This window comes from Mycobacterium sp. ML4, from assembly GCF_054515735.1.
On sequence record NZ_JBTNSY010000035.1, the window covers coordinates 39,085 to 50,124 of the forward strand.

Genomic DNA, 11,040 nt, shown 5'->3' on the forward strand with positions numbered 1-11,040 from the left:
ACACTACGGATATGGGAATCGAGTTTCTTATCAGCAGCGCGGCATACAACTCCGAGCACTTCGACCGCATCTACGATCGCCACGCAAAAAACCTTGGCCGCCGTCCCGCGTTCAGTGTCCATCGGCCAAACCGCCCAGCCGGCGTCGGCGGCCCGATGATTGTCCGCACCACCGAGGCTGACGCGGAACTGGTCCGCGCGATCGTTAACGACATGGAATCCGCCGTTGCCTAGGGGAACCACGCTGCGGAATGTCCGCATCGACGACGAACTCTGGTCGGCCGCGAAAGACAAAGCGGCGCTCGAAGGCCGCGACGTGTCGACCGTGGTACGCGAACTGCTGTCGAGGTGGGTCACGCGGCCACCTCGTTCGCGGCGATGATCTGGCGGCCGATGTGCTCAGATACCTGTGGAACTACGGCGTTTCCGAGGGCTTGGATGTCATCACGCACCAGCCGACGGGGAATCCCATAAGCCACTCGATCCAACGCGGGTTCGGGCGCCCAGTCCCGCCGTACAAGCGGCGCAACTGATTGCAGATCGACTCGCCCTCGCGTTTGGTGTAGCCCTTGTAATCCCGAGCCACAGGGGTACGCCACAACGAACAGGCGTCGGCGTCGGTGTGGGGCACCCACCGAGCACGCTGATACAACATCCCACTCCGCATCGAACCCGAGGCTGGAAAGGTCGCCGAGAACGATCGAAATTGCTTCAGCGTCCCTAAGCAGCGCTGCCACGTTTTCGATGAGGACGTATCGAGGTCGAACAGCGTCAATAACGTCCCGCATCCACGGCCATCCCCACCGCTCATCAGCGAGGCCGTTACGGCGCCCTGCGAGGGAGAATGGCTGGCAGGGGAATCCCCCACAGATGATGTCGACATCAGGCCGTGTCTCGCTTTCCCACCACTCAACCGCGGTGCGTACATCGTCGTGCCGGGGAACGTCAGGCCAGTGCTTGGCGAGGACTTGCCGGCAGAACGGGTTGATTTCGACTTGCCCGACGACGGTCATCCCGGCGCGTTCGAGGCCGAGTTCGAGGCCGCCTATTCCGGCAAACAGGGAGAGGACGTTGAGGGTCATGGCAGCCCCGCTATTGCTTTCTCAAGCACCGTCTCCACGTCAGCCTGAACCCGGCCCGGTTTGCTTTCCCAGTAAGACAAGAGCCCCAACGGTTGCTCAAGAACAGCTTGGAGAACCTGCTCCGTATCAGTCATGCCGCACCGTCCGTCAGGCTCTCAAAGCACGCGCGGCACAGTGGTGTTACTGGCTCGCCCCCGACAACTGCGCACATCGCGTGCAACGGAAGTAGAGGGTTTGCGCACTCAACACAGTTCACCGGGGCTGGCTCGTGTGGGATTTGGTCTAACCAGATTCCGTCGCCCATGCGCTGTTTCGCACCCTCTGTCATGGCTACTTCCCGTTGTGACTGAACTCGGGGTCGAACTCGTCAAGCCCGCTGTCCGGCGCGATGTCCTCCAGCTCGTCTCCGTCGTCGGGGATGTTGCCGTCCTCGTCGAACATCGCCGGATCATCGTTGGGCGGCGGGGTGTCCTCGGGCTCAGGCTTATACGGCTCGGTGGTGACCTTGGCTGCGACGAAAGTCATTACGCGGTAATGCTCTATCCCGCCATCGGCCAGCAGTGTGCGGCCGTCGTTCTTGCACCGCATCGTCACTTCCATCTTGACGAACTCGCCCATCTCTGGCGGCCTGTCCATGACAAGCATGTCCTTGCCGGACATGCGGATGGTGGCCGGCGCTGGGCCAAGCAGGTCGTCCGGAATCGACGCGAGCGCATTCGTGGTCGGGATGTCGGCGGGCATGTCCTTGATGATTGGCACGGTGTTCAGATCCCTTCGGTTGGTTGGTTGTTGACGACGGCGTTTCTGACATAGACATTCCCGACCATGGGCTGGCACTGCGCCAGCCGCGCGTGAATGTCGGCGATGGCGAGCTTGGCCTTGGCGTATGGCAGGTTCAGCTCGTGCGGACGCAGTTCGCCGAGTTCGGCAACGAGCCGGTCGGCAATGACGTAATGCTCGGCGGGGATGCGGGGTTCGGCGGTCATTACTCCGTCTCCAATGCGGCGCATGATCCCGACAGCTCGGCGTTCTCGTACGCGGCTGCAGCGACCTTGCGGGCCAGTGAGCGCGCTTCTTCCACCACCATCTCGTCGGTCCACTCCCGATCTGAAGGCAGTGACTCGCCGCCGTATCTGGGCGACCCAGGCCAGAAGTCGCCGCAGTGCAGGCAGTCGAATCCAATCCAGCCACTCGGCCCACCGCCGTAGGTCAGGCCACCGTGGACCTCAACGTCGATCTCGTCGTAGTCCAAACCATGCCAGTGGTGGCCGGCGGGGATCTTCACGTAGCCGTTGACCGCCCCGAAGAGCGGTGCTTGGCAGGTGACCCACTGGATGCCGTGCTCAACTCCGTGGTCGACGAGGGTCATTCGGGGGGAGGGTAGTTCGATGGCACTCACTGCCCAGCTCCGAACGCCTCGATGATCTGCTTGGCCTGCTCGTAGGTGAGCGCGGTGTCTGCACTGACGTTGATGCTGAACGCGTCCGCGAGGTAGCCGTACCAGTCGGCGTCGGCGTCGTACTTCTCGGCCTGGCGGATCTGCTTAAGCTGCGTGATCTGCTGGCGGCTGGCCATCTTCACGTCAGCAGGCGGCGCGGCGGCTGGCTCCGGCGGTAGGGGGATTTCGCCGGCGGCCGGCTCCGGTGGCAACACGTCGCCCTCGATGTAGTCGCCGCCGTCGTCGGACTCATGCTCCGCGCCGAGTCCCGTACCGGCCGGGAGCGGCATCCCTTGCGAGCGGTACAGCTGCGAGCCGTCGTTCTCATCCGAGCGCAACGCCATATCCAGGCGCGTGGTCTTCGGTGCCAGCTTGAGCACCTGCTTGAGTGCGGTCTTGCGCTCCATCCACCGCTGCGGGTCAGCGATGTTGCCCGACGGGCCCACTTTGCCGTTGCGCAGCCGTCCGATCTGCTTGGGTGTGAACACGTCCCAGATCGCCGCCGCGCCCTTGGCTTTAGCGATCGCATAGTAGGCGATGACCTCGCCCCGCTCGTCGATGTCACCGGGAAACGGGGTGTGCTCAAGCACCGGGTTCAGGCCCTTGCTGTAGCGGAACTCGTCGCGCTCGTAGACCACTTGAGTGTCGATGAACTCGGCGCGCGGGTGCTGCCAGAACAGCTTTACGATGCCCTGATAGCCGATGACCAGCTGGCACTCCACGACGCGGCGGGCGTTGTCGCGGTAGGGGATCAAGTACGCCTCGGCCATAATGCCGGGCTCAAGCCCGAGTGCGGAAGCGGTCAGCAGAGCGCCGGCGATGGACTCAAACGTGCACTCTTCGAGGGAGTGCTTGGCGGTGCCCGCCATCTTCGCGTTGCGGCTCTTGCGAATCTCCGTCGAGACGATGCGGGCCAGCCGGTCGGCGTCCATCCCCTTCGGCAGCGCGCGGGCAATCTCCGGGGTCAGCACCTTGAGCAGTTGCGCCACGGTCTTCGGCTGATCGGACTGCTTGGCGACCTGCTTGTATTCGGCTGCGGCGGTCATAGGTGGTCGGCTCCTTCAAGTAGGTCGGTCAGGGTGGGTTTCTTGAATGCCCATGGGGGCACGGAGATGGTGTTGATGCCAACGGGATGGCCGGGCCACTGGCCGGTTTCCATGCATCGCTGATAGGTGGCGATTGCCTGCTGCATCTGCTGGTGAGCCAGGCGGAATGCCTCGGCGTCGGGCTCACACACAGCCACGTCGTAGGGCGGTTCCTTCTCCTGCACGACGAACAGGTAGGCGGGTGATTCGTTGAGCAGTGCCGCTGCTCCTGTCACCGCGAAGGCGAAGGCCAGGAAGTATCCGAGGTCGTAGGCTTTGCGCTCGAAAACGTCCGGGTGCGCACACGCGGCGGTCTTGTACTCGACCACCGTCAGGCGGCCGTCGTCGTGCGTCTTCCAGTCCAGCCGCTGGCGCAACTTCTGGCCCGACTGCTCATCGGTCCAGAGCAGCCACTGCTCGGCGTCGCCCTTGGCCAGCAGCGGGCCGGCCGTCTCGTGCTGGTGGACCTTCTGTGCCATGGCAACGGCCTTGTGGTAGTCGTCCACGTGGATCGGCGTCAGCCCCTCCGCGCGGGCCCGGGTCTCGGCCTCTTTCCAGCCCGCCGTTGCGCGCGGGTTGTCAGACGGGCTGCCGTCCTTCTTGAGTCCGTGGATGGCCGGGTCCAGCACCAGGAATTGATCGCCTTCGTTGAGCACCAGCTTGTGCGCGACGGTTCCGAAGTCCCACACACGTTTCGGTCCCGGCGGGTTCTTGCGGTACTCGTCGAACTTGCTGGGCGTCGAGGGCGGTAATAGTCGCTTGGCGCCGTTCGGTGACAGCCGCGTCGGGTCGGGGAAGTAGCCGAGCGACGCCGGGTAGATGCCGTCAGCGAGAGGCTCACTCATAGCGCGCATCCTCCCGGTCACCCACGAGCCCCTGTGACATCCGCACGTCGACTTCCGTTGCTGCAAGCTCCATCTCGCTCATGCCGTGGACAGCGCGGCCCCATTCGGCGTGTTCGTGTTCGTAACTCAAGATGCAACCTTCCTACGACGCGGACGGCGGCCGATTCCGGCCAAGTGGTACGGCTCCCCGGTCATTGGGCAGGGATCCCTGAGCGCGGAGTCGAAGTGTCCGGCGATGTGTCCGCAGCCAGTTGGGTAGACTTTGCCCCAGCAGACGGGGCAGTACCGGGGTAGTTTCACGACGCGCCCACCTCTTCGAGCGACCGAGAAACCCACACCTTGCCGGTTTCTACAAACTCTTCGTAGGTGAACACGCGCTCGTGTCCGTTGCAGCGAATTAACCACTGTGCCCGAAGGTCTGGCCCAATTGGGAGTAGTTCACAAGAGATCTCTTGGCCCTTGCCGGTTGGGTACGAGAACTCAATCGATTTCTTGATGGCGACAACCGCGCCCTGGCTGGCCCGCGCGCTCACGAGTTACCCCCGTGCGAATGGCAGTGCATCCACCGTTCAACGGCGTCGGAGCTGGAAACCCAACGGTGGCAACCGCAGTTGTGGCACAGCGCGAGATGGAGCGTGGTGTCGGTGGACTGGGCGGTCGCGGGGAGGGTGCGCTGTTGGTGGTTCATGCCAATCTCGATGTCGGGCGTCATGCGGGTACCTCGTTTCCGTCGATATCCACCTCGACACACGGCACCACAACACGTTTCGCCTTCACCTTGTCATCCAAGGTGACCATCTCATCAAGGCGCACTCCGCATTTCACAAACCTGGTCGCATCCGGTTTGTAGGTGAGCGACTCGAACGGGTGTGCGCAGAAGTGCAACCCCTGCCCACAGGTCCGCGTGACAGACCAGTCCGGCGCATCAGGTGTGGTACCAGGCTGGTACGAGGTTCCGTAGTCGGACTTCCAGTCGTCGCCTACCGCCTTGAAGAGGTAGGCGATTCCGTCGATAACGTTGACACCGCGGTAGTCGCACCATTGCGGGGGATCGTTGAGGTCAATGCTGGTGAGGTCTATGACGTGGCCGCAGCCATCGAGAGTTACCCGCTGCGAGTGCAGGTGTATGGCAACATATTTCGCGGCTGTCACCGTCGCCGAGTCGTAGGCTGTCACCGTCGCCGAGTCGGTGGCTGTCACCGTCGCCGAGTCGTAGGCTGTCACCGTCGCCGAGTCGGTGGCTGTCACCGTCGCCGAGCCGTAGGCTCTCACCGTCGCCGAGTCGGTGGCTGTCACCGTCGCCGAGCCGTAGGCTCTCACCGTCGCCGAGCCGGTGGCTGTCACCGTCGCCGAGTCGTAGGCTGTCACCGTCGCCGAGTCGGTGGCTGTCACCGTCGCCGAGTCGGTGGCTGTCACCGTCGCCGAGTCGGTGGCGGATATCTCAAGCCAAACGCCGCGCTCCGAACGAATATCGATATCAGTCGCACCGGACGCCAGTGCAGCATCCAGCTCATCCTGTGTGGTAACGACGGTGATCATAAGGGCACCTTCTCTGGCTCGCGGGGCTTCACGGGGGCTGGTGCCGGGGTAGGGGCGGGCCGGCGGACGGGCGGCGTAGCCGGAATGACCTCAATGCGGCGGGGGTTGGGGCCTACCTCACCCATTGGAATCTCCTACCTTGTTGTCCAGCCAGTCGCGCAGATACCAAATGGCCTTCTCGATGTCCTGGCGGTCATTTTCCTTGCCGCCGAACGCAACTCGCCAGATGTACTTCATGGCGGTTGCCAGGCGAAAATCAGTGATCCACCGGATCACCTCGATACATTCCACGACGCGGGTACGTGTGGGTAGCTCCACTGTCGGCCCACGCATGTAGTGCGGCGGGTGGTTCACCATGTCGCTCATGCCCGCGCCTCAATCTCTGCGCGCCACAACGCGATATCCACTTCGGCCTCGTCGAAGTCGAGCGCAAACAGTCCCGCGTTGATCGCCAACATCTGCTCAGCGATCGGGTAATACGGGTCGAGCGCCAGCACGGCCATTGTGACGGCCAAGTGCCACGGGTTGCCGTGTTCCAGTGCGGCGAAGATGCGGTCGGCGGTGGCCTCAAGGGTTGCGACGGGTGAGTATCGCCGGGCGAGGGTGGCGGTCCAGCCGGGGATGGTGGCGCTCACGACGCACCTGCCCGCAGTCGGATATCGTTGGTACTACTCATCAGAGCCCTTTCTCTGTTGGGTTGGCCCTCGGTCGCGCGGACACGGCCGGGGGCTTCTTACTTGCGGCGTTCGATTTCTTCAGGCCACGGCCACGACACCCGCTCCGAGCCGGGGTCGTCGTTACCCAGTGCGTCGGCCGCGCTCCGTAGGTCGTTGGCGTAGCCGAGCGCAAACGGTGAATCGGCGGTGAGCAGGATGTCGGCAACCTGCCGCATCTCGGCCGCGCACCAGTTCGGAAAGCCCGGGTGCCCCGCGCCAGCGCCCGTGTCCGGCGCGGGGCTCTCCGGAGCGGCATCGGGCGTGAAGGTGGCGCCCGGCGCTGCGGAGGTCAGATGGTTCTGGATAGCGGCCAGGCGCGCGTCCACGGATGCGAGCCACGCGATGAAGGCGGGTTCGTCGGCGGCGGACGGCGGTCGAGCCACGGACAGCTTCGGGCGCGGCCCCATCTCGGACGTCTGGCCACCGGAGCGGAATATCGACTCAACGCCGAGCTGCTCCGTCAGCGCTTCGGCGCCGATGTCGGCAATGCTGCTGCAGGTATCGCACGACAGCCCGCCGTCGGGGTCGCACAGGCACTCATCCGCCTCGCCCAGCCCGCAGTCCGCGCCCGGCAGTTCGGCGTGCGCCCGCGCCAGCCGCTCGGCGTACGGGTCGGCGTCGTCCGGCACCGGCGCGGCGAACCGGCGCAGCGCGGGCAGGATGTCGCTGGCCAGGTAGTGCGCGGCGCGCAGGGTGGAGAAGAGGTTCATTCGGCACCGCCGTTGATTGAGAGCAGCGTTCTCTCGCACCCACACGGGGCGGTGCGCATCTGTGAGCTACCGGCAGGGACGCGGGCTATACATCCGTTGGTGTGCAGCCACAGCGGGTGGCCGCAGCGGCACGGGGTGTTGAGGGGGTCGCCTTTCACTCGGCACCGCCCACCGCGTCGTGCACGTGCTCGGACCAATCAGTGACAATCGGCTGAAACGGTTTCGGCTCAATGTCACTCGCGCGCACGCCAACGATGTCGGCACCGATCGCGGCGAAGTACGCCGCGAGACTGTTGGTCACCACCGCGAAGCAGTCATCGGTCCCGGCGGTCATGGCGACACCAGCCCGTCGAGCAGCTCCGGCTGGTACCCGCACCACGGCTCGTGGCCCTCGGGCACGACGATCGGCATGGACGTCAGTCCCTGCGACTGCGCCCACTGGGCTTTGAAACCGTCCAGTGGCAGTTCGGTGAACTCGATGCCGAGCTTGGCCAGGTGTGAGCGGGTGCGCACCGAGGGGCCGTGCTTGCCGGGGTTCGCGTACAGGGTGACGTTCATGCCGCCACCGCCAGCGCGTCGATGCGGTCCGGACGGTACCCCGCCCAGCGCTGCTCGCCGGTCGGAGTCGCGGCCACCACAACCGGAATGCCGGTGTAACCCATGTAGGCCAGCGCCTCGCGCGTGAGCGGGTCGGCGTCGATGTCAACCTCGGTGAACGCGATGCCCTTGGCGGTGAGCCGGCGCTTGGTGGCCTCGCACTGGTAGCACTTCTCGGTGGTGGCCAGGGTGCGCGTGTAGACCGTTACGGCGGGAGCGCTCATCGCAGCCCCTCCCGCTCCCGCGTACGTCGCTCGTGTTCGTGCTCAAGGTGGTGAGCCCAGATCGCCCCGCCGAGCGCCAGGGCGACGACGACGGCCGCGACAGTGGCGGGCCCGTCCATGCCGAGGACGAAGGTCACGACGAAGCACAGCGTGGCCAGGGTGGCGACGATGACGCAGCGGAAGTGGACGGCGGCGCGGGTCACTGGGCACCGCCCTTGGGGTGGCCCGGCCCGGCGGGATCGCCGCCGGTGACCGGGCCGTCTCCTACGCTCAGGGCGTCAGCAGTACCGAGCGAAGGAGAAGAATCGTGCCCCTCAGAGACGCGCTCAACCTCAGCAGCGGCAAGACCAGCGACCCGGCCCCTATCGCCGATGAGCTGGTAACCAACATCGCCGCCATCCTCAGCGCCGAGGGAACTGAGCCCGACACCTACGACATGGGCGCTGTCTTCACTGGCGTTATCTACGCCCTGCGTGCCCTGGAACTGCGCATTGTGCACGTCGGTGAGGCGCTGGCCATGGTGATCGGCGGTGATCCCGAGAGCCGCCCGTAGCCGCCGGGCGAATACCAGCTGCTTGGCGGCGTCGAACTCAGCGGCCAGGGCCAGCCATCGCTCTCGCCGGGGCATCGGTGCGGACAGGCACTCTTCGGCCTGGGCGACCAGGGCCTTCGCCTCGGCTTTGCGCCTGCGGTCTGATTCCGCCAGCTTCACCAGCGTGTTGGTCGTGACCGGATTGGCTGGCACGTCGCAGTTGTGTTCGGCCGCCCACTGGGCGTTCTGCACCGCGAACTCCTGCTGCAGATCCTCGAACCGGTCGATCAACGGGCTACGCGCGGCGTGCCGCCACTGCAACTCGGCGATGGCCGCGCGGACCTCGCACGCGGCGCTCTCGTCTTGGATCAACTCGCGGACCTGGGCCTGTAGCTGGGTGAGGTCGGCGGTCATGACGCGCTCCGGTCGTCACCAACACCCATCGGCAGCGGGTCGATCGTCGGCAGCCCCAACTTGCGGCGGATGAAGTCGATGCCGCTGGGCTGGACGTAGGTGGTGTACGAGCAGCCCACCTCCCCGTTGCTGCGCTCGAACTCGTGCGGGATCACCTCGAAGTGGTGCGCGTACTGCTGGTACGGGGTGTTGCGCCGCGAGCCCGACGCGATGAACACGTGCCGGTTGCGCAACTCGCGGAAGAGTTTGTTCTGTGAGGTGCCGAGCATCTGGGCGACCGCGCCGACCGCGTACTTGCCGGTGGCGTCAAGGAAGCTGTCGTAAGCCTCAGCCTTCGGCGCCAGCACCTTGTTCTCGGCCTCCAGTGCCAGGCGCTCGTTCTCGGCGTTGAGCGCCATCGTCAGAATCTCGGCGCGGGTGAGGCTGGCCGGGTCGAAGGTGGGGCTTTCGCCGCGCCGCAGCCGGGAGAACTCGCGCACGAGGCGCTTCTTGAAGTCCTTCACGACCTCGTTGTTGCGCATGTAGGTCAGCAGCAGGGTCGCGTGCTCCTCGTTGAGGACTGCGACCTCGCGCCGTTGCACGCCGCCCGCGGTGTCAAAGGGTGCGATTTCAAATCCGACCCCTCCGAACTCCTCGAAATCAGCCAGGTTGTCCCGGATCAATCGGAGGACAGAGGCGTGCTCATTGCGGGTGCCGTTGGCGATGCGCATGGATGTCGTCGTCGGCACGCCGTTGGCGACCTGGACGATGGGACTGGCGTGTTCCAACGCTTCAAAGCCGTCGGCGCTCACCGGGCACCACCTTCAGGGTGTGCCGCGCCGGTATCACCCGACGCGGCCCCCTCGACTCCTACGCTCGGAGTGCTACCTACCTGCGAAGGAGAAGAATCGTGGACATCGAACGCTTCCGCGAGCTGGTCATGGGCAACATCGACCCCGGCCGGTTCCCCGTCTCGGCCAGGCTTGTCGAGAGTGCGCGGCGGCTGCTGCTCAGCGGCGACGGTATCGACACCACCGAGCTTCTGGCCGACGCCGTAGCGGCGCTCGTCGAACTCGAAGCGCGAAGCGTCAGCTTTGAGCCCTTCGCGAAGCGCTTTGAGGTCCTCGCGGATGCGGTCGAGACTCTGTCGACCCGAGTTGATCAGCAGCTTGACGCGATGGAGTTGCTCACTGATGCTGTCGCGCGGCTCGACACTGAAAAACGACCGGGCGGCTAGCTCCTCGCGTATCAACTCCCGCACGCGCTGCTCGGTGAGGTCGGCGGTCATGCGCTGGCCCTTGACGTGTCCTCGACCAGCTTCGAGACCGGAATGCCGAGCATTTCCGCGATCTGCTGCAGCTCGTCGATGCGGAACGGCACGTGGCCCAAGAGTCTGCGGGAGACGGCCTGTCGGGTGATCTTCAAGAGCTGCGCGACGTCGCCCTGATTCTTGTTGTGTCGAGCGAGTTCGGCCCTGATGTTGCCGAGGTGCGTTTGTTCACTCACGCGGTGAACAATGTCACGCCAAGCGTGATTCCGTCAACAGATTGTCACGCTCGGCGTGTCGTTTTTGTTAACACGTGTGAACTATTAGGCTGACATGTTGCGATATGCACGATAAGCGGTCATTATGGACGACATGACCAGTAGTGTTGCTGACCACGAATCGCTCACGGAGGCCGTCGCCAGACGCCTTCGCGGCCAGCTCGCGGAACGCAGAATCACACAGAAGCGGTTCCAAGAGTTGACCGGATGGGGCCGCATGTACGTCTACCGAAGGCTTACCGGTGAGACCGCGTTTGACACTTCGGAGCTACAGCACATCGAAGAGGCTGCGGGCATTCCGCTGGCGCGCCTTTTGGCCGATCCCGGAGCCGACA

The 11,040-nt window shown here is 64.8% G+C and carries 20 protein-coding genes and 1 pseudogene; 3 read left to right on the forward strand and 18 right to left on the reverse strand.

What is annotated here, in order from left to right:
- Positions 1-11 precede the first annotated feature (11 nt).
- The gene (locus tag ACX9NE_RS26955; RefSeq protein ID WP_459370923.1) at positions 12-233 is read left to right on the forward strand and encodes a hypothetical protein; all 222 of its coding nucleotides are present in this window, start codon (positions 12-14) and stop codon (positions 231-233) included.
- Positions 234-352: 119 nt separating this feature from the next.
- Here ACX9NE_RS26955 and ACX9NE_RS26960 read toward each other — a convergent pair whose 3' ends face one another.
- The 17 genes from ACX9NE_RS26960 to ACX9NE_RS27040 all read right to left on the reverse strand — a co-directional run bounded on the left by ACX9NE_RS26960 (position 353) and on the right by ACX9NE_RS27040 (position 9,972).
- Positions 353-1,081 carry a DNA cytosine methyltransferase gene (locus ACX9NE_RS26960; protein ID WP_459370924.1) on the reverse strand — a complete coding sequence of 243 codons (729 nt, stop codon included), beginning with the start codon at positions 1,079-1,081 and terminating at the stop codon, positions 353-355.
- Between the two features lie 330 nt (positions 1,082-1,411).
- The gene (locus ACX9NE_RS26965; RefSeq protein ID WP_459370925.1) at positions 1,412-1,840 is read right to left on the reverse strand and encodes a hypothetical protein; all 429 of its coding nucleotides are present in this window, start codon (positions 1,838-1,840) and stop codon (positions 1,412-1,414) included.
- A gap of 5 nt (positions 1,841-1,845) precedes the next feature.
- Positions 1,846-2,067: a hypothetical protein gene (locus tag ACX9NE_RS26970; protein ID WP_459370926.1), complete on the reverse strand. Its 222-nt coding sequence runs from the start codon at positions 2,065-2,067 to the stop codon at positions 1,846-1,848.
- Positions 2,067-2,450, reverse strand: coding sequence for a hypothetical protein (locus tag ACX9NE_RS26975; RefSeq protein WP_459370927.1), 384 nt, complete (start codon positions 2,448-2,450; stop codon positions 2,067-2,069). The genes ACX9NE_RS26970 and ACX9NE_RS26975 overlap by 1 nt, the downstream gene beginning before the upstream one ends.
- A gap of 26 nt (positions 2,451-2,476) precedes the next feature.
- Positions 2,477-3,565: a recombinase RecT gene (locus ACX9NE_RS26980; RefSeq protein ID WP_459370928.1), complete on the reverse strand. Its 1,089-nt coding sequence runs from the start codon at positions 3,563-3,565 to the stop codon at positions 2,477-2,479.
- Positions 3,562-4,449 carry a PD-(D/E)XK nuclease-like domain-containing protein gene (locus ACX9NE_RS26985; RefSeq protein WP_459370929.1) on the reverse strand — a complete coding sequence of 296 codons (888 nt, stop codon included), beginning with the start codon at positions 4,447-4,449 and terminating at the stop codon, positions 3,562-3,564. Before ACX9NE_RS26985 ends, ACX9NE_RS26980 begins: the two co-directional genes overlap by 4 nt.
- Positions 4,442-4,579 carry a microaggregate invasion protein 1 gene (mip1, locus tag ACX9NE_RS26990; RefSeq protein ID WP_459370930.1) on the reverse strand — a complete coding sequence of 46 codons (138 nt, stop codon included), beginning with the start codon at positions 4,577-4,579 and terminating at the stop codon, positions 4,442-4,444. The genes ACX9NE_RS26985 and mip1 overlap by 8 nt, the downstream gene beginning before the upstream one ends.
- A gap of 578 nt (positions 4,580-5,157) precedes the next feature.
- A complete protein-coding gene (locus ACX9NE_RS26995) occupies positions 5,158-5,988 on the reverse strand; it encodes a DUF7666 domain-containing protein (RefSeq protein ID WP_459377745.1) in 831 nt (276 codons plus the stop codon).
- A 117-nt stretch (positions 5,989-6,105) separates the two neighbouring features.
- Entirely contained in the window at positions 6,106-6,354 is a 249-nt protein-coding gene (locus ACX9NE_RS27000; protein WP_459370855.1) for a DUF3310 domain-containing protein, read from the reverse strand.
- Positions 6,351-6,623 carry a hypothetical protein gene (locus ACX9NE_RS27005; protein ID WP_459370856.1) on the reverse strand — a complete coding sequence of 91 codons (273 nt, stop codon included), beginning with the start codon at positions 6,621-6,623 and terminating at the stop codon, positions 6,351-6,353. Before ACX9NE_RS27005 ends, ACX9NE_RS27000 begins: the two co-directional genes overlap by 4 nt.
- A gap of 98 nt (positions 6,624-6,721) precedes the next feature.
- The gene (locus ACX9NE_RS27010; protein ID WP_459370857.1) at positions 6,722-7,414 is read right to left on the reverse strand and encodes a hypothetical protein; all 693 of its coding nucleotides are present in this window, start codon (positions 7,412-7,414) and stop codon (positions 6,722-6,724) included.
- Between the two features lie 154 nt (positions 7,415-7,568).
- Positions 7,569-7,748: a hypothetical protein gene (locus ACX9NE_RS27015; RefSeq protein WP_459370858.1), complete on the reverse strand. Its 180-nt coding sequence runs from the start codon at positions 7,746-7,748 to the stop codon at positions 7,569-7,571.
- A complete protein-coding gene (locus ACX9NE_RS27020) occupies positions 7,745-7,972 on the reverse strand; it encodes a hypothetical protein (RefSeq protein WP_459370859.1) in 228 nt (75 codons plus the stop codon). Before ACX9NE_RS27020 ends, ACX9NE_RS27015 begins: the two co-directional genes overlap by 4 nt.
- On the reverse strand, positions 7,969-8,235 hold the full coding sequence (locus ACX9NE_RS27025) for a glutaredoxin domain-containing protein (RefSeq protein WP_459370860.1): 267 nt from the start codon (positions 8,233-8,235) through the stop codon (positions 7,969-7,971). The genes ACX9NE_RS27020 and ACX9NE_RS27025 overlap by 4 nt, the downstream gene beginning before the upstream one ends.
- A complete protein-coding gene (locus ACX9NE_RS27030; RefSeq protein ID WP_459370862.1) occupies positions 8,232-8,438 on the reverse strand; it encodes a hypothetical protein in 207 nt (68 codons plus the stop codon). Before ACX9NE_RS27030 ends, ACX9NE_RS27025 begins: the two co-directional genes overlap by 4 nt.
- Positions 8,435-9,181, reverse strand: coding sequence for a hypothetical protein (locus ACX9NE_RS27035; protein ID WP_459370863.1), 747 nt, complete (start codon positions 9,179-9,181; stop codon positions 8,435-8,437). Before ACX9NE_RS27035 ends, ACX9NE_RS27030 begins: the two co-directional genes overlap by 4 nt.
- On the reverse strand, positions 9,178-9,972 hold the full coding sequence (locus tag ACX9NE_RS27040; RefSeq protein WP_459370864.1) for a phage antirepressor KilAC domain-containing protein: 795 nt from the start codon (positions 9,970-9,972) through the stop codon (positions 9,178-9,180). Before ACX9NE_RS27040 ends, ACX9NE_RS27035 begins: the two co-directional genes overlap by 4 nt.
- A 98-nt stretch (positions 9,973-10,070) precedes the next feature.
- Between ACX9NE_RS27040 and ACX9NE_RS27045 the strand changes: the two genes are divergently transcribed.
- Complete coding sequence (locus ACX9NE_RS27045; protein ID WP_459370865.1) at positions 10,071-10,397, forward strand: hypothetical protein; 327 nt, start codon at positions 10,071-10,073, stop codon at positions 10,395-10,397.
- Between the two features lie 47 nt (positions 10,398-10,444).
- Here the strand turns inward: ACX9NE_RS27045 and ACX9NE_RS27050 are convergent, their stop codons facing one another.
- Positions 10,445-10,666, reverse strand: coding sequence for a helix-turn-helix transcriptional regulator (locus ACX9NE_RS27050; protein WP_459370866.1), 222 nt, complete (start codon positions 10,664-10,666; stop codon positions 10,445-10,447).
- Positions 10,667-10,790: 124 nt separating this feature from the next.
- Here ACX9NE_RS27050 and ACX9NE_RS27055 point away from each other — a divergent pair.
- A pseudogene (locus tag ACX9NE_RS27055) lies at positions 10,791-11,040 on the forward strand (hypothetical protein); the annotation flags it as partial.

What these genes read in the sequence shown, in the direction of transcription:
- ACX9NE_RS27015 (WP_459370858.1), bottom strand. Translation starts at nt 7,748, where the DNA reads ATGACCGCCGGGACCGATGACTGCTTCGCGGTGGTGACCAACAGTCTC.
- ACX9NE_RS27020 (WP_459370859.1), bottom strand. Translation starts at nt 7,972, where the DNA reads ATGAACGTCACCCTGTACGCGAACCCCGGCAAGCACGGCCCCTCGGTG.
- ACX9NE_RS26955 (WP_459370923.1), top strand. Translation starts at nt 12, where the DNA reads ATGGGAATCGAGTTTCTTATCAGCAGCGCGGCATACAACTCCGAGCAC.
- ACX9NE_RS27010 (WP_459370857.1), bottom strand. Translation starts at nt 7,414, where the DNA reads ATGAACCTCTTCTCCACCCTGCGCGCCGCGCACTACCTGGCCAGCGAC.
- ACX9NE_RS26960 (WP_459370924.1), bottom strand. Translation starts at nt 1,081, where the DNA reads ATGACCCTCAACGTCCTCTCCCTGTTTGCCGGAATAGGCGGCCTCGAA.
- ACX9NE_RS27025 (WP_459370860.1), bottom strand. Translation starts at nt 8,235, where the DNA reads ATGAGCGCTCCCGCCGTAACGGTCTACACGCGCACCCTGGCCACCACC.
- ACX9NE_RS27000 (WP_459370855.1), bottom strand. Translation starts at nt 6,354, where the DNA reads ATGAGCGACATGGTGAACCACCCGCCGCACTACATGCGTGGGCCGACA.
- ACX9NE_RS26995 (WP_459377745.1), bottom strand. Translation starts at nt 5,988, where the DNA reads ATGATCACCGTCGTTACCACACAGGATGAGCTGGATGCTGCACTGGCG.
- ACX9NE_RS26970 (WP_459370926.1), bottom strand. Translation starts at nt 2,067, where the DNA reads ATGACCGCCGAACCCCGCATCCCCGCCGAGCATTACGTCATTGCCGAC.
- ACX9NE_RS26975 (WP_459370927.1), bottom strand. Translation starts at nt 2,450, where the DNA reads ATGACCCTCGTCGACCACGGAGTTGAGCACGGCATCCAGTGGGTCACC.
- ACX9NE_RS26985 (WP_459370929.1), bottom strand. Translation starts at nt 4,449, where the DNA reads ATGAGTGAGCCTCTCGCTGACGGCATCTACCCGGCGTCGCTCGGCTAC.
- ACX9NE_RS26980 (WP_459370928.1), bottom strand. Translation starts at nt 3,565, where the DNA reads ATGACCGCCGCAGCCGAATACAAGCAGGTCGCCAAGCAGTCCGATCAG.
- ACX9NE_RS27035 (WP_459370863.1), bottom strand. Translation starts at nt 9,181, where the DNA reads ATGACCGCCGACCTCACCCAGCTACAGGCCCAGGTCCGCGAGTTGATC.